Origin of the sequence: Fibrobacter sp., from assembly GCA_024398965.1 — a bacterium.
Classification (GTDB): Bacteria; Fibrobacterota; Fibrobacteria; order Fibrobacterales; family Fibrobacteraceae; genus Fibrobacter.
The window spans coordinates 56,341-81,633 of the sequence record JAKSIF010000004.1 but is presented as its reverse complement, the minus strand read 5'-3'; the positions used below and the strand labels follow the sequence as shown (position 1 = coordinate 81,633).

At 48.3% G+C, this 25,293-nt stretch carries 15 protein-coding genes; 8 read left to right on the top strand and 7 right to left on the bottom strand.

Annotated features, from left to right (window positions below; genetic code table 11):
• Position 1: 1 nt before the first annotated feature.
• The 6 genes from MJZ26_02940 to MJZ26_02915 all read right to left on the bottom strand — a co-directional run bounded on the left by MJZ26_02940 (position 2) and on the right by MJZ26_02915 (position 13,009).
• A complete protein-coding gene (locus tag MJZ26_02940) occupies positions 2-832 on the bottom strand; it encodes a methyltransferase domain-containing protein (GenBank protein MCQ2104727.1) in 831 nt (276 codons plus the stop codon).
• Positions 832-2,103, bottom strand: a complete 1,272-nt coding sequence (locus MJZ26_02935; protein ID MCQ2104726.1) for a hypothetical protein — start codon at positions 2,101-2,103, stop codon at positions 832-834. The genes MJZ26_02940 and MJZ26_02935 overlap by 1 nt, the downstream gene beginning before the upstream one ends.
• Positions 2,103-2,960 (bottom strand): TIGR02147 family protein, encoded by an 858-nt coding sequence (locus tag MJZ26_02930; protein ID MCQ2104725.1) that lies wholly within the window; start codon positions 2,958-2,960, stop codon positions 2,103-2,105. The genes MJZ26_02935 and MJZ26_02930 overlap by 1 nt, the downstream gene beginning before the upstream one ends.
• A gap of 429 nt (positions 2,961-3,389) precedes the next feature.
• A complete protein-coding gene (locus tag MJZ26_02925) occupies positions 3,390-5,525 on the bottom strand; it encodes an AAA family ATPase (protein MCQ2104724.1) in 2,136 nt (711 codons plus the stop codon).
• Positions 5,526-5,536: 11 nt separating this feature from the next.
• The gene (locus tag MJZ26_02920; GenBank protein MCQ2104723.1) at positions 5,537-9,283 is read right to left on the bottom strand and encodes a UvrD-helicase domain-containing protein; all 3,747 of its coding nucleotides are present in this window, start codon (positions 9,281-9,283) and stop codon (positions 5,537-5,539) included.
• A complete protein-coding gene (locus tag MJZ26_02915; protein ID MCQ2104722.1) occupies positions 9,284-13,009 on the bottom strand; it encodes an exodeoxyribonuclease V subunit gamma in 3,726 nt (1,241 codons plus the stop codon). It abuts the gene before it with no gap.
• Positions 13,010-13,164: 155 nt separating this feature from the next.
• Here MJZ26_02915 and MJZ26_02910 point away from each other — a divergent pair, with 155 nt between their 5' ends.
• The 3 genes from MJZ26_02910 to MJZ26_02900 all read left to right on the top strand — a co-directional run bounded on the left by MJZ26_02910 (position 13,165) and on the right by MJZ26_02900 (position 15,662).
• Positions 13,165-14,232, top strand: coding sequence for a glucokinase (locus MJZ26_02910; GenBank protein MCQ2104721.1), 1,068 nt, complete (start codon positions 13,165-13,167; stop codon positions 14,230-14,232).
• Positions 14,233-14,395: 163 nt separating this feature from the next.
• Positions 14,396-14,797 (top strand): hypothetical protein, encoded by a 402-nt coding sequence (locus MJZ26_02905; GenBank protein MCQ2104720.1) that lies wholly within the window; start codon positions 14,396-14,398, stop codon positions 14,795-14,797.
• 70 nt (positions 14,798-14,867) lie between these two features.
• The gene (locus MJZ26_02900; protein MCQ2104719.1) at positions 14,868-15,662 is read left to right on the top strand and encodes a hypothetical protein; all 795 of its coding nucleotides are present in this window, start codon (positions 14,868-14,870) and stop codon (positions 15,660-15,662) included.
• A 10-nt stretch (positions 15,663-15,672) separates the two neighbouring features.
• Here the strand turns inward: MJZ26_02900 and MJZ26_02895 are convergent, their stop codons facing one another.
• Positions 15,673-16,650, bottom strand: a complete 978-nt coding sequence (locus MJZ26_02895) for a DUF4172 domain-containing protein (GenBank protein MCQ2104718.1) — start codon at positions 16,648-16,650, stop codon at positions 15,673-15,675.
• A 279-nt stretch (positions 16,651-16,929) separates the two neighbouring features.
• Here MJZ26_02895 and MJZ26_02890 point away from each other — a divergent pair, with 279 nt between their 5' ends.
• The 5 genes from MJZ26_02890 (at position 16,930) to MJZ26_02870 (ending at position 25,158) form a co-directional block, all read left to right on the top strand.
• Positions 16,930-17,793: a DUF4423 domain-containing protein gene (locus MJZ26_02890; GenBank protein MCQ2104717.1), complete on the top strand. Its 864-nt coding sequence runs from the start codon at positions 16,930-16,932 to the stop codon at positions 17,791-17,793.
• Positions 17,790-19,043: a hypothetical protein gene (locus MJZ26_02885; GenBank protein ID MCQ2104716.1), complete on the top strand. Its 1,254-nt coding sequence runs from the start codon at positions 17,790-17,792 to the stop codon at positions 19,041-19,043. Before MJZ26_02890 ends, MJZ26_02885 begins: the two co-directional genes overlap by 4 nt.
• Positions 19,044-19,423: 380 nt before the next feature.
• On the top strand, positions 19,424-21,592 hold the full coding sequence (locus MJZ26_02880) for a carbohydrate-binding protein (protein ID MCQ2104715.1): 2,169 nt from the start codon (positions 19,424-19,426) through the stop codon (positions 21,590-21,592).
• A gap of 214 nt (positions 21,593-21,806) precedes the next feature.
• Positions 21,807-23,483, top strand: coding sequence for a carbohydrate-binding protein (locus MJZ26_02875; GenBank protein MCQ2104714.1), 1,677 nt, complete (start codon positions 21,807-21,809; stop codon positions 23,481-23,483).
• Positions 23,484-23,502: 19 nt separating this feature from the next.
• Positions 23,503-25,158 carry a carbohydrate-binding protein gene (locus tag MJZ26_02870; GenBank protein MCQ2104713.1) on the top strand — a complete coding sequence of 552 codons (1,656 nt, stop codon included), beginning with the start codon at positions 23,503-23,505 and terminating at the stop codon, positions 25,156-25,158.
• Positions 25,159-25,293: the final 135 nt, after the last annotated feature.

Here is a 25,293-nt window from a genome sequence, read left to right as displayed (position 1 = left end):
TTTATTGAGGCTTTACTAGAACCCGCCACAACTGCTGGCGGGCTTCTTTGTATTTGCGCTCGAATGCGGTTTCGGGATGTACAGGGTCAAAGGGCTCGCAGATAATTGCGGGCGAGGTGCAGGCAATTGCTGGCAAGGATGCCGAAACGTTTAAGTTGTTCTGCCTTGCAACGTCGCCAAGAATACGTGAGGCTTCTGCAAATTCCTTGGCGTAAATTTCCCAGTTGGTGCGCATTTCTGTTACAGGGCTTAATGCCATCATGGTTGGGAAAATGGGGTGCAGGTGGAAACGTCTTGTAGCTTCGCTTTCCTTGGGCCAGGGATTGGGGTAGAATACGGCGTGATGCAGAATCTTGAGGGCGCCCGCATTGACTGCGTCCAAGGTAAGCCGCCAAAAGTCCAAAAGCTCTGCGCGGACCCAGAAGGCATTTTCTGGAATGGCCTGTTCACTCTGGCTGGAGGCGGTTTCGGAAAGCTGTTCCAGTTGGTGGATGTTTCCCGCTTTGTTCAACCGCATGGCGGACTTGTCTACGCCGATAACAGGAACGTTTGGAAATTTTCGGGCCAGGTGAAGAGTGCTTTCGCCTGTGCCGCAGCCGGAATCGAGGACGATTTCAATGGGTGTTGCGGCAGTGCGTTCGTCGGTGCATTTTTCGCGGTCGGAGGATCCACGGTTCTTGTAGAATTCTTCTATGAACCTGAGGGCTTCTGCAAATGCCTCGCGGGTGTGGTCTGCCACCGGGCGCAAAAAACAGGTGGTTGCGTACTTGCGAACCACCTGTTCAAGGTTTTTATAAATGTCAGTCTGGTTGGATGTAACAGCGTTCGCCATTACCTAGGCCAGATGCTCAGGCGGTCGCCACCCACAAGTTCAACATTGTCCATCCAGAAATCGATGGATTCCGTGAAGGACCATGTAAGCAGTGTAACGCACTTCAGGCTTCCGCGGTTCTTGTCGACAATACCTTCAAGGTTGACTTCGTAACGAGTCCATTCGTCGGACAGGCGGTATTCGGCTTCCGCAAAAACACCGTCGAAGGAATCGGTCTTGTGGGATTCGTCAACAAGTACGAACTTGAAATAGCCATCGCCCTTGGCCATGAATGCCACGGAGCTGACAGAGGTGAGGTCGTAGCAGATGGACTTGTCGTTGCTGCCGATGCCTACGCCAAGGTTTGCCCAGGGCCAGATTCTGTTGTCATTTTCGTCGTAGAAAAGAGAATCCTTATAGGTATCAAAATCCAGGGTGGCATGAACGAAGTAGTTGTCTCCATCCTTATCCAGCTTGAGATAGCCCTTGGAGTCAAGCCCATTCGTAGCAATGACGTTTTCGGAATGGGAGAGGTACCACCAGCCGCCATCGCTGGGGCCGAAGTACATGGGGCCGAAACGGTGCTGGTTGTTATGGTCCTGGAAATCGTCCAATAGGAGGGCATCCTTTTCTCCCGCGAAGGTGCTGGAAGTTGCGCTTTCTCCGGCCACAGTCCTGATGTAGGAACTGATGGTGTCCTTGGAGGCTTCCTTAGGAATGAATACCAGGTCCAGGTGACCTGCCGGCAGGGAATCCAGGGAGTATTCCCCGTTGACAACTGCTGCGGAATGGTCGAGACCACGAACCCTGACAGTACCTTCGGAGGCGTTGTCGATGGAGCCGGAGACAGAGACCATCTTTGCAAGGTTGTTGGAACCGAGATCGACGCTTTCGCTTGCCATATTCACGTTCACCTGGAGAGCTCCATTGCCCTGAGCTGCTTCAAGAATGTAGCTGCCGTCGGCAACGTTTGCAATGGTGACGGAACCGTCGTTATCGGTTTCTGCGGTATAGGAACCGATATTGTCCAGGGCGTCGACATGAGTCAACTTGACCTTGGCCAGTGCGGCAGGCTTTGCGTCTGCTGTTAAAATCTGTGCGGTAATGGCGTTGCCGGCTTCTGTGCCAGAGGGGCCGCCACCTGCAATCTTTGCGTTATCGGAACATGCGGAAAGACCGAGGCCAAAACCGAGGGCCACGGCAGCAGTTGAAACGCTCCTTACAAGGCGTGCAGATGTTCTATATGACTTGCGCACACTTGAAAGATATAAAAAATCCTTGCTAAAGTTCATCACTTTCCCCCTTGAGGCGGTTCAGAACCTGTGCAAGGGTCGTCAACCTTGTTGGAAAGCGGGAACATGGCCACGTTCAGGGCGTAAACGCGATCGGCTCGTTCGCTCTTGCGGGCGAACTGAAGGAGTCCACGGCGGAATTCCTCGATGCGATGGCGAATTTCCGGCAAGTCGGACTCGTCGGCAGTAAACACCACGCTGGAAATGTCACGATCCTCGGGCTTGTGGCGGTCCAGGGATTCCAATGCCAGTTCCATGGTGTGTCTATGGAAGTCGCGGACGGCAGTGCTCTTGACTTCGCCGCCAGTACTGATAATCTGGTCGGTAATGTTCCAACCGCCATTGCCGTCGGGAACCACAAGGCCCAGCTGCTTCATGACGCCAAGGGCGTTGCGGGCTTCATCCTGGGAGATGGCGGGAGTCAGGTTGGAACCCAGCTTGCTAATGTCGCTGGTGTCCTTGGTAATGCCGATGAGGGCGCGAAGGGCTGCGCAGGCCCAGCTTCCGAAGTAGGAAAGTTCCGGGGTGGAAAGCACGCGGGTTTCCAGGGAGCGCAGTTCCATAAGGCGGTAGTAAAGCTCGGAAAGAGCCTGCTTCGCCTTGGTCTTGTTAAAACGGTAAAGGGTCTTGAAGTATTCGGCACGACGGTCGTCCAGGCCGCAAAGGCGGATGAACACCGGCAGGGTGCTCTCGTTCAGGTGACCTTCCTTCTGGAATACACGAACAAGCCAGGCCGGGTCTACGCCGGTCTTCTGGCCAAGATAGCGGTATGAGGTAAATGGGTTGTCCTTCTTTGTTTCGACAAACCAATCTCTCAAAAACTCACGATATTCCAAATATTCTAATACTTCAGGCATATCTATAATCTACATACCCAAAGATAAGAAAATATTACAAATCGTTGACGGTGTTGAACTTCCGTTGCCTAATTTACAACACCAATTCTCAACACTCCTTTTTGGAACATATTTTGAGGGATTTTTGTAAAAATAGGTTACTAAAATCCCTTCAAGGTTGTGTTTAGTAACCCTTTTATTAGTTTGTTCGCTCTATTTGCAGAGAAAAAGGTTGCTAAAGTAGGGTGGAAAGTCGGTTTAGTAACCGAATCGACTGACTTTTCCTATGAATTAGTGAGAGTTTTGCTGAAATGTTTAAAAATGGGGTTACTAAATCAGTGTAAAATTACCGTTTAGTAACCTATTTTCGTGTTTTTTGGTGGAATCAATGACTGCAAATACGTGTTTTCATGGTGAAAAAGCCTTTGCAGGGTGATTGGCTTCATACATTTATAGCTCAATACCGGTTTCCCGTTCGGTGACGGTGCAACAGGCTGCTCTGAAGGTTTCTGGAGAAGCAACGATGGTTACCGACTCTTTGGCGCGGGTAATGCCCGTATAGAGAATCTGGTTGGTAAGTAGAGGGTGACCCTTCTGTTTGGGAAGGAACATGGTCACGTGCTTGTATTCTGAACCCTGGGACTTGTGGATGGTAATGGCAAAAGCGCTTTCGATGGCATCTTCCGGTAGAACCGACAGAGGGTAGAAAACGTAATTATCGCGGGTGACATTGCTATCCTGGGGCGGAGCCTTTTTTAACATCAGGTACGGCGTGAATCCTTCGAATACAACGATGCCAGTATCGCCGTTGTACAACTTGTACATCTCCTGATTTTGGGTGATGATCAAAAGTTGACCGGGGAAATATCCAGAATCCTGAATGGTTTGAGTAATGTCGGATTGGCTTCGATTATTTCTGGGTTGGCTGTCTGCGGACTGAACCGACTTTTTCCAGAGGGCGCGGAGTTTGCTGCAAACTTTCTTGTTCAGATTGTCTACGCCACGGGCGCCGCGGCGTTCTGCGGAAAGCATGCGTTGGGTGAGACTTAAATTCCAGAGTTCGTCACGAAGGGCTGTTTCGCCGGTAGGCTGACTTGGGTGGATTTGTTCTGCCAACTGGGAAAGCTGTGTGAAATTGCCTATCCAGTCGTTGACGATTTTTTCTATCCGTTTTTCCTCTAATTTCTTAGGAGTCTTGATTTCGCTTTCGGATTCCAGGCGATAGTAGGAAACCAGGTCCTTTGATTTTTCGGATCCGTAATTGGCGTAGGACATGGTGTCGCCATCGCTACTGAGAGCGGGATGGAGCAAGAAGTTGTGGGGCTTGAAATGCGTAGGTTCCTTGGATTCCGCAACAACCTTGATTTCATGGGCGAGGCGGCCGATAAGGGAGTCGTCGGTAAAGCGGTTGGAAATTTCCAACTTCACTGTGAAATTTCGATCGCTGTTTTTAGCTTTGAGAATTTCGCCCAAGACAGCGCCTGAATCTACAGACGGCAACTGGTACGGATCGCCAAGGATAAAGAGACGGGCGCCTTCGGGAATTGCCTGCAACAGAGCGGCGAACATCTCAATGTCAATCATGCTGGCTTCGTCAATGACGAAGATTGAATTCTTTGAGAACTGTTCATCCTTGTTATAGTGAAAGTCCCCTTTTTCTCGTGAGAACTTCAGCAGGCGATGAATGGTGCTGCTTTCCAAGTTCTTCAGCTTATTGAAAATGGGGGCGCAGATTTCGCTTTCGCGAATGCCGTCGTTAATTGCAGCGAGACCATCGGAAAGGCTCTCTCGCATACGGTCGGCGGCCTTGCCGCTGGGGGCTGCCAAATAGATGGACCAGTCCAACATTTCAGGGTTGGATTGAAGGAGCTTCCACAAGATGTACAGCACTACTGTGGTTTTGCCGGTGCCGGGGCCACCGGTAATAATCAGGTTCTCGTTAAGGCCGCGAAGAATTGCTGTGGCCTGCTGCTCGTTCACCAGGAAGGGCTTGCCGTTGATGGGTTTACGAATGTTGGAAATTTCCTTAATGCAATTCAGGATTGCGTCGGTAGCGGGAACGTTGCCATTCTTGAAAAGCAATGAAGCTGATTTTTCAATGTAGCATTTGGCATTAAAATGCTTCGCGAAATACAGATAGGGAATTTTGCCAGCAGCAAGAATAAAGGGCTTGGAATAGTCGTCGTTTTCTATAGGCTCGTTGCCGGAACGACCCTCAATGATTTCCGAATATTTTAGAGAACTTAGCTCGGTGACGCCCTTTGCAATTATGTCAGAAAAATTTTCAGCAGCGGGAAAATCGGCTTCATCTACTTCCGTTTCCGATGCACTGATATTCAGTTGTACAAGCCCCTGCCATTTGCGGAACCACATTTGTTCAAAAAGGGCGGTGTCCATGGGAAGGCGGGTGTTGCCGTCATCCAGAAGCGAAAAACATAGTGCCAGAAATTTCTGGACTTCTAAATTCATACCAGGCTGAATTTCGAAAAGCAGATTCAAAAGATGTTTGTCAATGGCGGAAATGCCGCGCATCTCTTTAAGACCGTCGTAGAATTCCTCAAAGTTTTTAGATTCAATAAAATTCATATTACGTTCTCCTACCTGCTCATAAGTTTCTTAACTTCTGCGTAGGCGAGCCTAAGGTGGTCGTAGCTGTTCCAAGTTTGGGCGTAAATGCCCTTGCTGGTGCCGCCTTGGGTTCCACGGACAAAAGCATAATAGATGCCGCCAAAATGTTTCTGGTAGATTTCTTCTTCCGAGAGATTTTCTGCGGTGCCCTCGCCGTAGAACTGCTTTAGCCATTGAATCAGGCAATAGCTATATAGAACTCGCTGGATGGAGTAGTCTGCGTCCACACGTTCCTTCAGTACGGTAGGCGTGTAGCGGTTTTCTTCCATGACGTCGGACTTCCAGTCCAAAATACTGTAGCGTTTGTTGCCCAAGGAGTCTGTACGGACAAACATCAAGTCGATGAAACCTTTGCAGAAGCGGTGCAGAACTTGCGAATCGTCGGTAGCATTCAGATTGAACTGCATTTCTGCCTTGTGATCTGTCAAGGGAATTTCAGTAAGGCAAAAGGTTTCGCCGGTGGTAACGTTCCCTTCAATGGTGGGTAGCTTTGCGTTCAACGTATTCCACAAGTAACCGATGGCGATTTTAGTCCATGCTTCCTTATGGTTCCAAATGGGCAATGCCTCGTTCTTGAATTCGTCTTCGATTACGTTGATGGACTTGATGTCGACTAGGGCACTTTCCAGAGTGGGCAGGGTGCGGCCAATTTCGAAGAATTTTGCACGTTCAAAAACGTGGTGTATGGCATTACCTAGCTTACTTCCTCGGGGGAACTTGTGGATACTTTCGTCGTAATGGCTTTGGTAATCTTGAGATTCCTCAAAAGGTTGGCTACAATCTACTGCGTTTACGTCAATGGATTTGATGGAAACTTTGTTTTTTCTTGTAACGTCGTCACCGTCGTCGCCGTTTTGGTCCAGCGGGGTGTCGTCTTCGTTACTGATGCCGTTGTCGGCCTTTCCAGAAAGGGATGAGTAGGAATACTGCATAATGCAGGCTTGGGGCACACGCATTTGCAGATTTTCCATGGCGAATTTTTGGACCTGGATTTTTTCTTCCACGAGTTCGCTGGTTTCTACTGCTGAATCGTTTTCGCTGATGGGTAGCAGAATGTTTTTCTTGACCTGTTCTTTTTTCTCGCCAATACTCCAGTTGCTATCCGTTTTCAAAACCGTATAACAAGGGTATTTCAAAGCCCTATCCCCGTCGTTTTCTACACAGGAGGCGTTCTTGCAAAATTCGTTATGGGAATTGAGTAGAAATTCAAATTCAGGTTTTACTTCAATGGTGCCGTCTTTCTTTTTCTTGGTCCAGTTTTCGTAGCGGGGCAACATTAAAATGGAAGAGGCTCGGGTAAAGTCTACGTAGAATAAACGTTTCCATTCTTCCAGTTCTTCATCCTTGCGGGCCTTTTGGGCACAGCTTCCTAAGCCAAGATGAATCCCGTCATCGGCGTGGTACAGGAATGGCCCTTTGGTACTATTGTTGATGCCCTTAAAACCCGCTACAGAAATAACCACAGGAAATTCCAAACCCTTGGATGCGTGGATTGTCATAATCTGTACGGCATCATAATCGGTGCCTTTTTCTACAAGGCTGCCATCTTCGTCATCGGCGTCTTCGCGGAATGCAGAAAGTCCTTCCAAGTGGCGAACCAAATCTTCAAGGGAGCAATTGTGGCTATACAGGAATTCGATAGCGTAATTTCCGATTTGACGAAGCTTGGCCAGATTCTGCAGCTTGGAAATGTCCATAAGGCGCTGCTCAATCTGGGTATCGCCATAGATGCGCTCCAACATTTCTGCATAGCGATGCTTTAGGGCCAATTCTCTCCAAGCGTTCAGCAATTTTCGCTGATGGTTGTTGGGATCATCAAACACCTTGCTGTCCACATAATGGAGTTCGTCCATGCTGTGGTCTACGGCAGAATCAACATTCTTTGTGAAAACGGTTTTGAAGAAATCCGTAATCAAAACTTCGCTTAATAGCCTTCTATTCCACGCAGAAAAATCTGGCGCATTCAATGCTCGGAACAAGGCAATCCATTCGGCGCATTCGCGACTGTTGAAGAGGTTGCTATCCTTATAGCGGCTAAAAGGTACGCCTGCGTAACGGAGGGAGTCCTCCATGATTTCCATTTCGCTGCGGGTACGTGCCAGTACAGCAAAATCCTTAAAAGTGACGTTGCGGTACGTACGGCAGTTTTTCTTGTCAAAAACCTGAAGGTTTGTTTTGCCTTCTTTGAAGGAACACCATTCTACGATTTTGGAAACTGCAGTACGGGCGAAGTCCAAACTGGAAATTTCGTTCTCGCTAATCCAGACAGGGGCGACTTCCTTACCATTTACAATGGGAGGGACTTTGACTTGACTTTCATCAGCCGGAGCGCCGGAGGGCTGAAAATCGATCAGCTTTTTCACACCTTCTGCAGGGGTGAAAAACGAACCCTTGAAAAGTTCATTGCAACCTTCAATAATTCCTGTGGTAGAGCGGAAGTTGTTGTTGAGGGAGGCTCCGTTCTTGATTTCGTCAATGGCGTCTTTATAGACATTGACATCTGCACCTTGGAAACTGTAAATGGATTGCTTGGGATCACCCACCACAAAGATGGAATGTTTTGGGCCTTCTAAGAAAACAGTACGGAAAATATCCCACTGCAGTTTATTGGTGTCCTGGAATTCATCGATGATGGCGTAGCTATACTGTTGACGAAGTTTTTCCTTGAGGTTGTCGCCTTCCGTAATGGCCTTGTGAACAGAAAGAATCATGTCATTGAAAGACTGTTCCTTACTATCCTTTTTCTGTTTTTGCCATTGATCAAAAATGACAGGAATCTGCTGGCACACAAAACTTTCGTATTGAACGGTTTGAAGTTTTGCTCCGATGCCTGCTATAAAATCCTTGATGTTCTTAAGGGCGTTAAAATGACTTGTAAGTTCACTGCTGAAATAGCGAGCTTGGAAAGAACGGCCATTGAAAAGTTCCTTCTTGTCTTTGCTCCAGGACTTGATTTCGTTTACAAAATCTTCTGCGCGTTTTTCGGAACCAACAACTTCTTCGAAAAATTTCAATTCCTCTTCTAAGCTGGGAATTACCCTTAAGTCGTTGAAGGTCTCTGCTTGAGCAATTTCTTCTAGGACATCAAGAGAAATGGAAACGCCATTAATTTCTGGCAAAGAGGGCTTATCTAGTGGAATAATTTCTTGAGTTTTGCTGCGGCCTTTGTAGTTGTTGACTGCTGCAATGATTGTTGTTGTCAGTTTGTTGGCAAGAGATTCAGTTTTATTTCCCTTTAAAATTTTCTTGAAGTTTTCGTCGTTTACCCATACATCGCGAATGTACTGTTCCACCAAAGATTTGACGTTGGCGTCATCAACCATGGACATGTCAAAGGGCCTGCCGGCGTCGTAAGCGTATTCCTTCAAAGCCTTTTGACAGAAGGAGTGGATGGTGAAAATAGCTGCGTTGTCAACGTCTTGATTTGCCTTTGCAAAAAGGGCGAGTACGTCTTTGGATAGTTCGAATCCCTCTGGGTCATCCTTGTTGATTTTTCGGGATTCAAGAACCTCGTTAATCTTTTTACGGATGCGGTCCTTCAGTTCGCCTGCGGCTTTTTCTGTGTAAGTGACAATGAGAATTTTCTTGAGAGGTGTACCCTGGCTAATCAGCTTGGAAACCATGAGCTGAATGGTATAGGTTTTGCCAGTTCCTGCAGAAGCTTCTATAAAGAGGCTTTGTTTTGGATCAAAGTTTTTCAAGCTAAAACTTTCCATTTAGGCCTCCTTCTTTTTTGTAGACTTGGCTGCTTTCGCTGGTTTTTCGTACGCCTTGATTTGCATAAGTGATTTCATCTTGTTGCAGGCGTCAATCCATTGCTCTTGGAAATTGTCCGCATCAAAGCCTACGTCTTTTGCAGGGTCAAAAAGAGCCTTCTTTCCAAAGTAGGCCCAGGGTCCGTCCAGTAACTTGCTCCTGTAATCATATATGTCGTCGGAATCTTTGATTTCATCAAGGAGATCTGCAGGAACAGCCTTGCTGTAAGGCATCACATTTTGTGCCTGGCTGCCAAAGGCTTCGCAATAGATACGTTCCAGCATGGCCTTTGCGTTTGCAGGAGTCATGGAAACCGATGTGGTTGCAGGGCCACCCATATTTTGGTCGCAGGAGTAGATGGAGATGCCGATGGATTGTTCTTCGTCTTTTTTCTCAGGATGCTTTTCACATTTCAATGCCAGTAACGCCAACGCCTTGATGTAGGGATTGGTATACTTACTGAATTTGATTTTGTCGGCAGACTGCTCGGAAGAGGTAACGGAAATAATTTCTGAAACATCTTCTAGCTTGGCGTTGTTGCACCAATCCATAGTCCCGGAAAGGTTCCATTTGGTGCCATCTCCGCGAAGTAACTGTAAATCCTGAATTCGATCCTTGTAGGTCCAATTTTCTCTTAGGTCCTGAATCTTTTCATCACCCATTTGGACTAGAATGATGTTTTTCTTGTTTGTTAAATCCTTCCAAATTTTATCACTGAAAATTTGGTCCGGCATTTTTCCTTTCAGGTGTGCTTCGCGCTTGAATTTTTCCAGTTCATCTTCCTTGCCGGAAAGGACTGCGGCCAGCATCAATTTTAGCAGGTTACCTTCTTCCATCTTGTCAAAATAGATGGGCTCAAACAATTCCTTTTCAGGGTCGTCGTCTTCCTGTTCCATCATCATGAGGCTAATGCGAAATTCAAAAGGATCATCCAGGAATTTGCGCAGCTGGAATAGCGAAACTCTTTCGGGAATCTTGATGGTGATGTTCTTGATGTCGGTGGCTTCGTCTCCACGAACCTTACGGTTGGTAATTGCCTTGGCATTACCTGTATGAATCATGTCAACATAAGCTTTCTTGTTGCGAAGGCTCTTGGGTGTGAACAGCTCCGATGTGTCGCGGGTTTCATCCAACGAAATTTTTTCCTTGCTCCAGGAAATGGAATTCTTCGCCAAGAATTTTTGGATGTCATTGACCACGGAAGTGGGGTACAGTTCTGCATCCTTTCGGATGTCTTGATCTACGTAGCTGATATGGAAACTTTCGCTAACGCTCATGAACTGGCAAAGGAATGCGTAGCGGCGCTTGGCAATGGGGGAATCGTCTCCTGGCCAGGGGCGGCAGGACTTGCGCAAATCCAAGGTATTTTGCTGTTTTGCTCCAGGGAAGTTGATGGAATCTCCGCCGATAAAGAACAGATGCTTTACAGGAATAATGCGGTTTGGAATGAACTTCATGAAGGTTATGCCATTCACAAAGAGGTTTCCGCAACTGTAGGCAGAACCTTGGGCCGCAGTGATTAAGCTTTGTTCAATAATCTTTAAGGAAATGGCGTCAATTCCTGTGTCCAGTTGGTAATGCAGGTTATCGACGGATTCTGTGATTCGCTTGAAGACGATGGTTTCCCCAGTGAAGTTGTCAGGAACGCTAGTCATGGCTAGCCATGCATTCAAGTGATCGCTAAGCTTGTTTAGATCGGAAGTTTTTTCCTGGGAACCAAAGGTAATCCAATCCTTAAGATCATTGATGGCTTCTACAAAACGACAAAGGCTTGCGTTGTTGCCAGTTGCCATATCGGAATAGGGTTTCAGTGTGCTTTCATCGGTGACTTTTACCAGATTCTTGGTCATCTTAGCAAGCAATAATCTGCGGACTCCATCGATCCAGTCCTGCCTTTTAGAAATGCGGTCGCGATAGACGTTGGTTTCTTCAATCCAAGTCTCCCAATCGTTGACTTCGTCTTCTTGAATCCCGCGAGTGTGTTGAACGACGGGATTGCGCATCAGGCTGAAAAACTGTGGACGCCCGATGGTCTTTCCGTTTAGTATGGCGAATAAATCGTTAAGGGCGGTTTCTGTCAGGGAACTGTGTGCCGGAGAATCTACGATAGAGAAAGGTACGTGAAGGCTCTCGTTACCGCTATCATGATTCGGACGATCTGGTGTCTGGTCGAAAACGGTCTTGATGGCGGTACGATAGCTGTCCAAATCTGGAGATACTACCAGAATGTCGCTGACTCTAGCGCCTGATTGCAAAAGTTTGCAGATGCTTGAATGGAGCGCTTCCATCTCGCGGATTTTTGTGGGGGCGGCAGTCAATGTGAGACTGGTATCTGCACTGCTTCTCCCTGCGATGTTTTGAGAACTTATCCCGGAAATCACGTTGATGCGGTTTGCGATGGCGAACTGCAATTTGTGCAGCAAAGAGTCTTGCGGCAAATCTCTTGCCTCTACAGCATTGCCATTGCTTACGTCAAAATCAAAATCGTAGTTGGCGGCTTGACACCAAAGCTTTATGTTGTCACGTCCAGAACGGCCCCAAGTGCAAAGAAGAGTGTTCTCCGCTTCTTCTTCGGCAGGATTTTTGTATTCAGAAATGTCGTCAGGATCTGTGGCCTTTGCGTTTTCTGGACGTGTGTCATTTCGTTCGTCGTCCAGGTTCACGTCCATGCGGGCCTTTACATCGCCAAGGTCATGACCTTCGCTGTCGCTCCACGCTCCATTGGTGGCGGACCATTTGCGGCGTAAATCATGTGTTCTACTTTTGTTGTTTACGATTCGGTCGCTAGCGATATCTTCCCAGAATTCCATGCAGGGATTTTGAATGTAGGCGTAAACGTCATGTTCCTCGGCGAACTTATGGAGGATGACGCGGTAGAACTGCCCCATGCCAGACAAACCGAAAATGAACAGAGGTTGATCCTGAATTTTTTCGAGATGGAAATTTGCCCTACCATTTTCATCAAAGCAGCTGTAGTAAAGAAACGGAATGGTCAAATAGGTGATTTGATCATCTTGCTTACGGTCTGCTTCTGCCTTGAATACCTTCGTAAGCAGAGAATCTTCGTTGCCGTGCTGGTGGAAAATGGCGGAGTAAAGTTTTTGCTGCCATTTTTCGCGAACAGCAATATCACCCTTTGGGTTGGAAGCGAAGAATGGTTGTAAAGCGCCCTGTTTCCATTTGTCTAAAATGCCATAGGCTGTGCTACCATCGGAGTTTTTTGCAAAGTCCCTAGGACGACTGGTCTCGTATTCCAGAAATAAAGAGGCTATTTTTTGTGCGAAGTCAAAAAGATGGGTTTCGTCCAGCTGGGCGTTTCCGACGGAATCTTCAATGACTAGGTAACGTCGAACTTCATCTCCAAGTTTTAAATAATTGGGCTCGCCATCATCGTTCATCTTCAAGTAGGCAAGAATCACGTTGCATAACATGTCCGCCGACAATTTTTTTTTGTTGGAGTCTTCGCCAACAAGAATCTCCATAAGGAATCGGTCGATCATCATGGTGCTGAGACCAGCCAATGCTCCCTTTTTCTGAATCCAGCGGAGTCTGAACCACTGTTCCAATTTGGGGTCCGGAAAGACCACGATAGGGCACACGAAGGGGTTCTTCCAGCTGGCGGAAATGGCGTCGATCATTTCGTCGGCCAAATTCTCGAGATTCAATGCAAACTTTAGGTGAAGCATAGTGGCAATATACGATTAAATGGAGGATGTTTCTATGTGTTATATCGAAAAACAGCCCCATATTGTCAAAAAAAACAAACGGATTATCCAATCTTATACTAGATTACGAGACGTAATTATTTTTCTGTGGATTTTATTAAATCTGGAGTTTTATTATGGAAATCAAATGGAAGAATCCCGACGCAAAGTTTGACCGTCTCGTCCTGGCTGGCGACATCGGTGGTACCAACACCAACCTGGGTCTTGTAGGCTACAAGGACGGCAAGTTCACCCTGATTTTGGAAACTGTCTGCCCCTCCAAGGACATCGACGGTCTGGACACTCCCATCCGCGAAACTTTGAAGATTGCTGCCGAAGCCCGCGCAGAACTGAAGCCCACCCACATTTGCATTAGCGCCGCTGGTCCTGTGGCAAACAACAAGTGCGTCATGACCAACCTGCCCTGGTCTGTGGATGGCGATGCCCTCACCGCAGCTACCGGCATTCCCACTCTCGTGATTAACGACTTCATGGCCATCAGCTACGGCATCCCCACTCTGGACGTTGACGATCCGGAACAGATCCACAAGCTGATCCACACCGACGGTTCTTCCCCGGCTCCCCAGGCTGCTACCAAGGCTGTGATTGGCCCGGGTACTGGCATGGGCGTTGGCTTCCTGGCATTCGACGGTCAGAAGTACATTCCCGCTTCCTCCGAAGGCGGCCACTCTACTTTCGCACCCTTCGACAAGGACTCCCAGGAATTCCATGACTACATGGCAAAGAAGCTGGGCACCGTTCCTGGTGTAGAACCGCTGGTATCTGGCATGGGTCTGCGTAACATGTATGAATGGTGGAAGGAAACCCGCGGCGTTCCGAGCAACGAATACTTCCAGAAGATCGAAGAAACCGAACCTAACGATCGCCCCAAGTACATTTCCCGCGCAAGCGACAACGATCCGGTTGCTGCAGAAATGATGCGCCTCTTCGTGAAGATGCTGGCCCGTTTCGCTTCTGACGCTTGCACCTTGTTCCTGCCCCTCGGTGGTTTCTACCTGGCTGGCGGTACCGTGCAGAAGGACCTGCGCTGGCTGGAACGCGATAATTTGTTCATGCAGTATTTCGAAAAGAACTACAACCCGAACATTCGCCCGCTCCTGAACAAGATCCCGGTGTACATCATCAAGGATTACAGCATTAGCCTCTACGGCGCTGCTAACGCAAGCCTCAACCTGCAGAAGTGATAAAAACGCCAAAGGCGTTTTTGTCATCCTGAGCGAAGCACCGAAGGTGCGGAGTCGAAGGATCTAGCGTATAAATCCCCGAGAAATCGGGGATTTTTTGTTTGCCTTCATTTTCAAATTTTGTTTATATTAAAAATGAACAAAATAACACAAGGAGATTATCATGGCTGTAAAGAAAACTGCTGCTAAGGCAACCAAGGCCCCCGCAAAGGTTGCAAAGCCTGCCGCAAAGAAAGCTGCTGCTAAGAAGCCCGTTGCAAAGAAGGCTGCTCCTAAGGCCGCCGCAAAAACGGCAAAGTCCGCAAAGTCCGGCATCGAGGTTGTGGGTGGCGGTCCCATGGGCGTCATTGTAGACGAAGCTCTCAAGGGCAAGTACTACAAGGCTGTCCAGGCTGATATCAAGACCCTCTTCAAGCAGGACGAAATCGACGATACTGATATCAACACCCTTTTGTGCAAGACATTTGTGCAGGGTGTGATTGCTGGAGCAAGCATTGCCGCTGACGAAGCCCAGAAGGGTTTTGAGGACTTGGCTAAGATGCTTCAGAAGTTGACCAAGAAGTAAAAAACTTTTATACGTAATTTTTTATAAAGACATCTCGCCATGCGCGGGATGTTTTTATATTCTTTTGACTATGATTTTTAACGAAGACTTTACCGAAGAGTATCTGAAGGGCTACAAGGAACAGATTCAGAAGCTTCCCTACGGGGAACTTTACGAAGTCCTGGATGTGGTTCGCAAGGATCGTACGCCCGAACGCCTCAAGATTGTGGAAGCTCGTATTGAGGAATTGGATAATCTCAAGGCGGAAAAGTCTAAGCGTCGTAAAGAGAAGAAAACCGACAGTGGTGCAAAAACCTTCCGTTCCATTGGCGTGCTGGACCGTATTACCGCTGTTTTCCCCGATCCTAAGCCCCAGAAGAAACTGCCCGATATAAAGGGGCTGGTTTACTTTATCATCTTCTATGGGTTGCTGGTTCCAGGGGTCTTTATGAGCCTTCTTCTTATAGGAATCAATTGCGGCCTGAGCGGTTTTGCAACTATCGAGGATGTGTTGCCGGTTGCCGTATTTGCCATGCCTTGCATTGCCTTTGTACTGTTGATTGTAATCAGGTATTTCTTGAAGAAGGAACGGGATTACAAGAAACTTTTTGTATACTGGATGCGCCATCAGAAGCTGGCTTCTGCAGTTACTTTTTACGGTTTGGTTCTTTCTATAACTGCTTTGGTAACGGGTTCCTATAGAGGGCTTCTGTGCGTGGCGACTGGCTCCCAGGCGCTTGAAATTGCCGTTGCGGTTCTTATGGTTTCACTGCTATTCGCGGCGAACATGTTCTTCCCCTTGAGCAGGGCGAATCGCCCGAAGAATGGGCTAGGGCTTTTAATGGTTATCCTGGCGATGGATTATGCGCTGAGGATGCTCCAGTAATACCAGACCGTTATTCGGCCAGGCAATATCTTTGACTTCTGCCGCCCTTGGCTGCGGCCTTGAACACACCCTTTGCAATAAGGCTTTGGATTTCTCGAAGAGCGGTGTCGTGACTTGCACTGAGCAGGGCTCCTACGTCCTTGGCCGAGAATTGCTGAGGCAACTTGCCAGTCGAAACTGCGTCTACAATAGTTTGTTCCCTGATGCTGAGGGCTATATTTGCGAACCGTTGCTGGAAACGGATCTTGTCTGCGCGTTCGGTCAGCTTAGCCAGGCTTTTCTCAATGGATTGTTGCAGGATATTCAAGAACCAGAGGATCCATTCCGTAATGTCGCCACTTCCTTTTTGGGTTCTGTTCAGAATGTCGAAGTACTCGTCCTTCTTTTCTAGGATTTGTGTGTTGATGGGGTAGAGGTAGGGGGCTCCATCGCTGGACTTGGATAGTTCCATCGCAGTAATCATGCGGGTTACGCGGCCGTTGCCCCTTGCAAACGGGCGTAGTGTCAAGAGCCAGAAATGCGATATGGCCGCCTTGATGATCCCGTCGAGATTTGCGATACTTACCCAGGTGGTAAAGTTGGTTACCTGCTGAAACAATGTCTCATGGTGGGGGCCTGAAAAAGAAAGTTGCTTTTCGCCCAGGCTGCATCGCAGTTCTGAATCCAGTGTGCGGAAACGGGAGGTTCCCGTCTGCATGATTGATGCATGCCAGCTTAGCAGGCTTTCTGCAGAAATGGGCTTGTCTGTGGCTTGGATGTTGTCCATTGCCTTTTTTAGGTCGTCCGCATGAAGCTGGATGCCGTCAATGGCTGCGTTATCGACCATTTCCTGTAAAAGTATTTGCTGCTCCATGTCGGCGCCGTTACAAATCTGAGCCATGGCAATCAGCTTGCCTTGTGCCTTGCGGACTTCGCCGAGGGCGTTTATGACGTGCTTGTGGTCGTAGCGGAATCTGGTCCAATCAGGGTATTGGTGTATGTATAGCATGATTTAATAACGCATTTTTTGCGTTTAATATATTAAATCTACAAGGCTTTCACACGGTTAACTCCCCTTAAAATGTGGATAATGAAATTTTTTACAAGAAATTTAACTAGCGATCTTTTATGAATTTGTTTGTGAAAAATTGGCCTTTTTCGCTGAAAAACGCGGTTGTGACCATTGTCACGGGGGGCTTGGACAAAACGTCCATGATGATTTTCTAAAAAGGTTTCTTTTTGTTAACCCAGAGTCTACATTATAGTTGTTAAAATTGGAAAGACTATTATGGTTACTTTTTCTGACATTGCGGATTACCGCGACTTTTTGAAGTCTTACTACGATCGCAAGAAGGCTGAAATGCCTTTCTACAGCTACCGTATGATGGGTGACAAGCTGGGGCTCGACTCCAGCTATCTATACCGTGTGTTGCAGAAAAAGCAGCATCTGCCTGCTCATGCTCTTTCCTCTGCAAAGGAAATCTTGGCACTCACTGGTCGTGAGGCTGAGTACTTTGACCTGCTCTATACTGCTGCGGTCACTAAGGATAAGGCAAAAAAAGAAGAAATGATGGCAAAGGCTTTGTCCCTTCGTGATGTGGACCGCCATAGCCTTCAGGCTGCAGAGCTCAAGCTTTTGGAAAACTGGTGGATTCCTGCTGTCCGTGCCTATCTTGAACTGAACGGCGGCGTCGTGAATCTGAAGCAGATTGCTCATGACATTTGCCCCCCGATTACGGAGGCTCAGGCTCAGGAAGCAATCGATACCTTGCTCGAGGTTGGTTTTGTCAAGAAGATGGCTTCTGGTAGACTTGCTCTTTCCGAAGCTCATTTGACTGCCTCTGGCCCCGAAAAAAAGGTTGCTGTACGCAAATTCCAAAAACAAGTGCTTGCTTTGGCCAGTGATTCTTTGGATAATGTTCCTGTCGAAGAACGAAATATTTCTACTCTTACATTATCCGTTGATCAGGCGTGCTTTGATGATTTGGGCGATATGCTCAAGGAATTTAGACGTCTTGTTCAAAAACGCGTCGATAGCGCTAAGAGCCCAGACCGTGTAATGCAGCTTTCTTTGGCATTCTATCCGGTGGCCCGTAAGGGAGGGGTTCCAACGGCTAAGGAAACGGAGGACGACGCAAGGGAGTCGAAATGAAACAGACGGTGTGTTATTATGGATTAGCTTTGCTGATGGCTGCTACGGGAGCATCCATCGTTGCTTGCGGTGATAATACCAATACCGCAGGTTCAACGTTGGAAACAGAAAACTCCGTTGCAAACAATGCTGTCGTTGTCCAGTATTCCAACGGCAAGCCTGCTGCACGCATGCAGGTGATTGTCCGTCCTGATGATTTTGTTGCTGGCTCTGGTATTCGCTTTAATAAGGATGATTACTCCAAGGGCTTTGTTAATGCCAAGACCAACGATAGTGGTCTTGTCATTATTGATTCCCTTAAGGCAGGAAGCTATGTGATCGAAGCCCGTAATGGCGAAGACATGAAGGGTGCAATTCACTTTACTCTTGCCGAGGATGATTCTGCATTCTCTGATACAGTGGTTATGACTCCGGCAGCCTCCGTCAAGGGTCAGGTAGTTCTGCCTGCTGCAGCAAAGACGGTGAGTGTTGGTATCGTTGGCTTGGATTACACTGTCAAGACTGACACTCTCGGTAACTTCGAGTTCCCGTCTGTGCCGGAAGGCGATTTGTCTGTGCTGGCCTTTGTATATTCTGTTCAGCCTTATGTTGATGAAACGGGTAAGATCCAGAATTACGACAAGTACATGCCGGTTGGTAAGCATACTGTTTCCCTTGCATCCGACGAAGCCGTTGAAGATGTCGTGATCGGCACTCCTCGTGACACGGTCAACGTATCTCCCACCATGTTCGAAGATTTCGAAGACAGTACCTATGGTTGGTATACGGCCTTGTCTAAGCATGCTACTGGAAAGCTTTCTGCCGACGAGGCCGGAATGGGCCGCAGTGGCCTGGCTGCACACTTCGAGTATACCAACGATTCCCTGTATAACTGGGCTTTGATTGGCCACGCATTCTCTGAAATGCAGGACTTCAGCACTATGGACTCTGTCGTACTGTGGATTCGAGGAAGTGCAGATGCAGATACCCAGTGGGTTAGCATTGCTTTCGATGTGCTTGTAGACAGCACTTCTGAGTACAAGTCCGGTAAGGCTTGGGCTCATAAGTCTATCAATGGCGAATGGAACCGTATTGTTGTAGTTCCTTCCGACTTCAGGGATCCTGAAACAGACACCAATGGTGGAAACATCGGCTGGGAAGCTGTAAAGGATCATGTGACCAACATCAGCATCTTCGGTGGTGGTAAGGGTTACGACCTCTGGGTCGATGATATCGAAATCTTCGGTGTCAAGGAATTCGAAAGACCTTAGCCTGATCCCCATTTTAAAAGTCTCGCCTCGCCCAACGAACAGAAGGGCGGGGCTTTTTTTGTTTTAATCTTTTGTATGCAAATTCAACCCTGTGGATATTTTATCCACGGGAATTTGTTTTACATGTAAATCTATCGTGATTTAAGATGGTATTTTTTTACATGTAAAGATTAGAGAGGAATGGGGAATATCCTTGATTCCTTGAAATATCAAAAGACCTCCATAAACACACATCCGAAACGTCCCGGGTTTTTCCCGGGGCGTTTTTTATGGACATATTGTCCATAATGGATATGTTCAGCCATGTTTTTGGGGCGTTTTTTAGGGATATATTTAGACTGGTTAGTGTTAGGGAAACAATTAGAAAAGGATGTTTGGTTATGAAACTCTCTAAAAAATTTTTCGCTCTTTGCCTCAGCGCTGCTGCTATCGCAGGGGCTTCTACCGTGAATGTGGACGTTGGTGAAGAACATCAGGTCATTCGCGGTTTCGGCGGCATGGTTCATAATACCTGGCAGGGCGGCGCAGGCCTCTCTGAAGCCGATGCAAAGATCGCCTTCGGCACTGGCGACGGAACCTTGGGCCTTAACACCCTCCGTATTCCGGTAAACGGCAACAAGAATGACTTCGGTAAGGAAGTCCAGGCCGCAAAGTGGGCCAAGAAGTACGCCGGCGACGACTTTATTCTCTATGCTACTCCTTGGACTTCCCAGTATGCAGGCGGAAACCAGCATATTGCCGCAAGCAACTATCAGGGCTATGTAGACCACTTGAACAGCTTTGCTGAATACATGAAGGGCCAGGGCGTTCCTCTGTACGCTCTCTCTATCAGTAACGAACCGGACTGGTGCTCTGAATGGGCTTGCTGGTCTGTAGACGAAATTTACAACTTCACCAAGAACTATGCTGGCCAGATGCGCAAGCATGGCACCAAGGTAATTTCTACCGAATCCTTTGCCTACCAGAAGAAGCTTTACGATAACGTTCTGAACGACGCCAACGCTCTCAAGAACTGGGACATTCTTGGTGCCCATTTCTACGCTAGTGAAGCTAACACTGCTGATTCCTGGTTTGCCTACTCTCTCGCTGACCAGAAGAAAGTGGAACGCTGGATGACCGAACACTACACCGAAAGCCAGGGCAGTGGTAACTACTGGCGCCATGTGATGGTGACTGGCGACCAGGCAAACGCTGCCAAGAGGGATACCGTTCGCGCCATGGACGTGGGTTACGAAATCCATCGCGCCATGGTTGTGGGTAACTTCAGCCAGTACACCTGGTGGTACATCCGTCGTTGCTACGGCCTGATCATGGAAAAGGACTTTGGTAACAAGCTCCAGGTCAACTCCAACGAAATCGGCAAGATTTCTAAGCGTGGCTATGTGCTTTCCCAGTTTGCCCGCTTTATCCGCCCCGGTGCAATCCGCGTGGGAGCTACTGCAAAGCCCGAAGCTAACGTTTTCGCATCTGCCTATAAGAGTGCCGATGGCGACTCCACTATCGTTGTCCTCGTGAACCGCGACTACGGTAATGCAAAGACCGTTACCGTTAACATCAAGGGCGCCGATGTCAAGACCGTCCACATGTACACCACCAGCGAATCCAAGAATGCCAAGTACGAAGGTGAACTGGATGTCGTGAATGGCTCCGTGACCGTGAAGATGGAATCCGGCTCCTCCAATAAGGACTGTATCGTTACTCTCGTAGGTGTTGGCGAACAGATTATTATTCCTCAGGAACCCTTTGGCGGTAAGGCTTGGGCAATCCCCGGCAAGATCCAGATGGAAGACTTCGACGTTCCGGGTGCCGGCAAGGGCAACAACTCTTACTACGACAACGATCCCGAAAACCACGGCGATAGCGACTACCGTAAGGATACCGGCGTTGATCTGTACAAGAAGAGTGGTGACCGCGTAGTTGTTGGCTACAACCAGAAGGATGAATGGCTGGAATACACCGTAGATGTCAAGGAAACCGGCACCTACACCATGTTTGCCGCAGTAGCTTCTGCAAATAACACCTCCAGCTTCAAGCTGTCCATGGATGGCGAAGACATTACCAAGGAACTGGCTGTTCCTGCCGCTACCGCTGGCGAAGAAAACTACGACGACTATAACAAGGTTTCTGCCGAAGTCAAGTTGACCAAGGGCCAGCACATCCTGCGCTTTACCGTTACCGGTGACTGGATGGACATCGACTACATCAACTTTGTGGCTGGTGCTGGCGCTGATGACACCGATCCCATTGTCAAGGAAGACGAAAAGACCGATCCTGAAACTCCGGGTAATACCGAAGGCGGCGAAGGTGAAGGAAATACTGACGATGGCAACAGTACCGGCATTGTTAATGCCAAGTTCCTGTTGAGCTCCGCCCCGGTAAGTTTCGAAGTCTATAGCCTGACTGGCAAATTCCTCGGCAATATCAAGGCTATGGCTCAGAACAGCGACGAAATCAAGAGCAAGACCCTTTCCTTGGTTAAGCGCGGCGGTGTCTACCTCGTTAAGTCCGAAAATGGCTCCATGCAGCGCATTTCCGTGATGAACAAGTAAAAGTTTTCATAAACACCAATATCCAAAGAAGGTCCCTGCTTCGGCAGGGGCTTTTTTTTATGAAAAATGCCGTTTTTTTGCTGATAGGGGCATTTTTAAAGAGAGATTGCGTAAAAACCTATTGATATATTATCCATACTATTTGGCTCTTTATGATGTATTTTTACTCCTGTAGGGGATAGTTTTAGGTTTGTAAAACTATAAGGAGTTGTTTATGGGTTTTTCTAGCAGGCTTGCCCGTTCTATTTTCGCGTTGGGCACAGTTTTATCTCTTGCTTCGTTGGCTGTCGCTGCTCCCAATCCCAATTTCCATATTTATATCGCCTACGGCCAGTCCAATATGGCGGGTAACGGCGAAATTGTGCCTTCCGTAGATCAGGCGACCAATCCAAAGAATTTTTTGATGCTAGCCTCCCATACGGCAAACGCTAGCAGCCGTAAAGGCCAGACCAATCAGTCCATCAAGATGGGCGAGTGGTATCCGGCAATTCCCCCCATGTTCCACGCCTTCGAACAGCTTTCTCCGGCGGACTACTTTGGCCGCGCTATGGTAGATTCTCTTCCGGGTGTCACCGTGGGTATTATTCCCGTTGCCATCGGTGCCGTAAGTATCCGCGCCTTCGACAAGGACCAGTATGAATCCTACTTCAAGGGCGACGGTAAGGACATCATGTCCTGGGGCTGGCCCAAGGATTACGACAACAATCCTCCGGGACGTATCCTGGAACTTGCCAAGAAGGCCCAGCAGGTGGGCGTCATCAAGGGCTTCATTTTCCATCAGGGCGAATCTGACGGCGTTGACGACAACTGGCGTAGAACCGTTTACAAGACCTACAAGGACGTGATTGACGCTCTCGGCCTGAACGAAAACGATGTTCCCTTTGTGGCAGGCGAAATGCTCCAGGAATCTGGCGCCTGCTGCTCCAGCAAGAATCCGGGCATCGCCATGCTCAAGAACAACTTCAAGAAGTTCGGCCTGGCTTCTTCTCAGGGCCTGAAGGGCAATGGCAAGGATCCTTATCACTTTGGCCGCGAAGGCGTTATTGAGCTGGGCAAGCGCTATGCTTCCGAAATGCTGAAGCTTATTGACAAGACCATCGACCCCAACGCTCCTCCTGTAGATTTGGTAAATCCGGAAAATTCCGTTGTTCCCGACGAACCTCCTGAAGAATACGGCCCCTATGTAGATGTCATTGAAATTCCGGGCAAGGTCCAGGCTGAAAACTACAACAAGGGTGGTGCCGAGGTTGCCTATCACGATAACAACAAGGGTAACGAAGGCGGAATCCTCCGTAAGGATGACGTAGACATTTACCAGCCCAATATGGGTATGGTTGTGGGCTACTGCGAGAAGGGCGACTGGATGAAGTATTCCGTGAAGGTCGCTGAAGATGGTGACTACGAAATCTCCGCTCTGGTGGCGGGCGACAATGGCACCGGCAGTTTTGCTCTTTACATCGACGATAAGAAGATTGGCGAGGACCTCGTTAACGAAGGTAAGGGCTTTGGCGAATTTACCACCGTAAGTGGTGGCAAGGCAACCCTCAAGGCTGGCGAACATGAGCTGAAGCTTGAAATCACCAATTCTTGGATTGACATTGACTACGTGGAGTTCAAGAAGGTTTCTGGACAGACCAGCGTGGATCCGGAAAATCCCAAGGATCCTGTGATAATAATAGATTCAGTGTTTAACCGCATTCCTTGTGACGAAGCTGATTGCCCGGATGCCATTGGCCAGAAACTCATGGTAAATGGTCCGCTGGATATGTCCAAGGCTCAGTACTTTGACATGAACGGAAATCGCATAGGAAAGGCTGCTGCAAGGAATCAGGGTATTTACCTTGTCCGTATTCCGGGCGTAAAGACATTTATTGTACGAAACAATAAGTAAAAAAAGAAAGGGTGTGTTTATGAAGGTTTCAATTAAAGGTTTAGTGGCAGGTGCTGCGCTGATGCTTGCAAGCCAGGCTAGTGCGGCGCCTAATCCCAATTTCCACATTTATATCGCCTACGGCCAGAGCAACATGGCTGGCGCTGGCTCCATTCAGGCGGGCGATCAGGATCCTGTTGACAACTTTGTCATGATCTCCGGTGTTGACTGTAATTCCCGTAAGGGCGGTACCAACATCAAGCTTGCCAAGGGTCAGTGGTCCAAGGCCGTGCCTCCTATGTTCCATTGCCAGGAAGGCCTTTCTGTGGCAGACTATTTCGGAAAGACCATGGCCAAGGAAATGCCCAACGTGACCATCGGTATTATTCCTGTGGCTGTTGGTGGCGCCTCCATCAAGCTGTTTGACAAGGCCCAGTGGCAGAGCTATGTGAACTCCTCCGAAAGTTGGCTTGCCAATTGGGCAAAAGATTATGACTCCCAGGGCAATGATTATGCTGCTATTATCAACCTGGCCAAGAAGGCTCAGGAAGTGGGTGTCATCAAGGGATTCATTTTCCATCAGGGCGAAACCGATGGCGGCATGGGTAACTGGGAACAGATTGTCCAAAAGACTTATAACGACATGCGTAACGACCTGGGCATTAAGGAAGAATTGCCCTTCGTCGCTGGTGAAATGGTGTACAATGGCGCCTGCCACGGCATGAGCACCCGCGTAAACGGTCTTTCCAAGTACTTTGCAAAGTTTGGCGTTGCCAAGTCCCAGGGAACGGGCATGCAGAGCGACCGTTTGCACTTTGACCACGATGGCTATGTAGAAATGGGTAAGCGTTACGCTGCCGAAATGCTGAAGCTTATCGACAAGACGGTGGATCCCAGCGCACCCTCGGTAAGTGTACCTCTTTACGGCGGCGGTTCTGCAGGTAGCGAAAAGCCCGAGGAATATGGCCCCTATGGCGACGTGTTCAAGATTCCTGGCAAGATTCAGGCCGAAGACTACAACAAGGGCGGTTCCGGCGTTGCCTATTCCGATATGGATAGCAAGAACCAGGGCGATGAATACCGCGGTGACGGCGTCGATATTTACAAGGCCGGCATGGGCATGGCTGTAGGTTACTGCCAGAAGGGTGAATGGATGAAGTACTCCGTTCATGTGGAAGAAGACGGCGAATACGAAATGAGCGCGCTTCTTTCTGGCACGAACGGTACCGGTGCTATCGCAGTCTACCTGGGTGATGACAAGATTGGTGAAACCATGGTTTCTAAGCAGAATGCTGCCGACGACTATGATACCTATACGAGCATTAGCGGTGGTAAGGTTACCTTGAAGGCCGGCGATTATGATCTCAAGATCCAGATTGAGTCGGACTGGGTAAATATTGACTATGTGGAATTCAAGAAGGCTGAAGCCGAAGTTGTGGAGCCGGACCCGGAAAATCCCGTTCCGTCTGATACCACAGTGAAGGATACGTTGCCTGTTGTATGCGAAGGCTCTGAATGCTTTGAACCAATTGGCATTCGTGCCGGCGTTTTGGCTAACCGTGTAGAGGATATGTCTAAGGCCCAGTACTTTGATATGCGGGGTAATCGTGTAGGCAAGTCCGATGCCCAGAAGCTGGGTGTCTACCTGGTTCGTGTTCCCGGTGTAAAGTCCTTTATTGTCCGTAAGGAGAAGTAATGAAAAAGCAGGAAATGTTCATTTTGAAGCAATTCGGCCTCTTTTTTGCGGTGGCAGTTATTTTGGGCTTTCTGTACGGCTAAATAAGTCCGTTTGAGGAAACTTTCAAGAATCCCGGTCTTTTGATCGGGATTT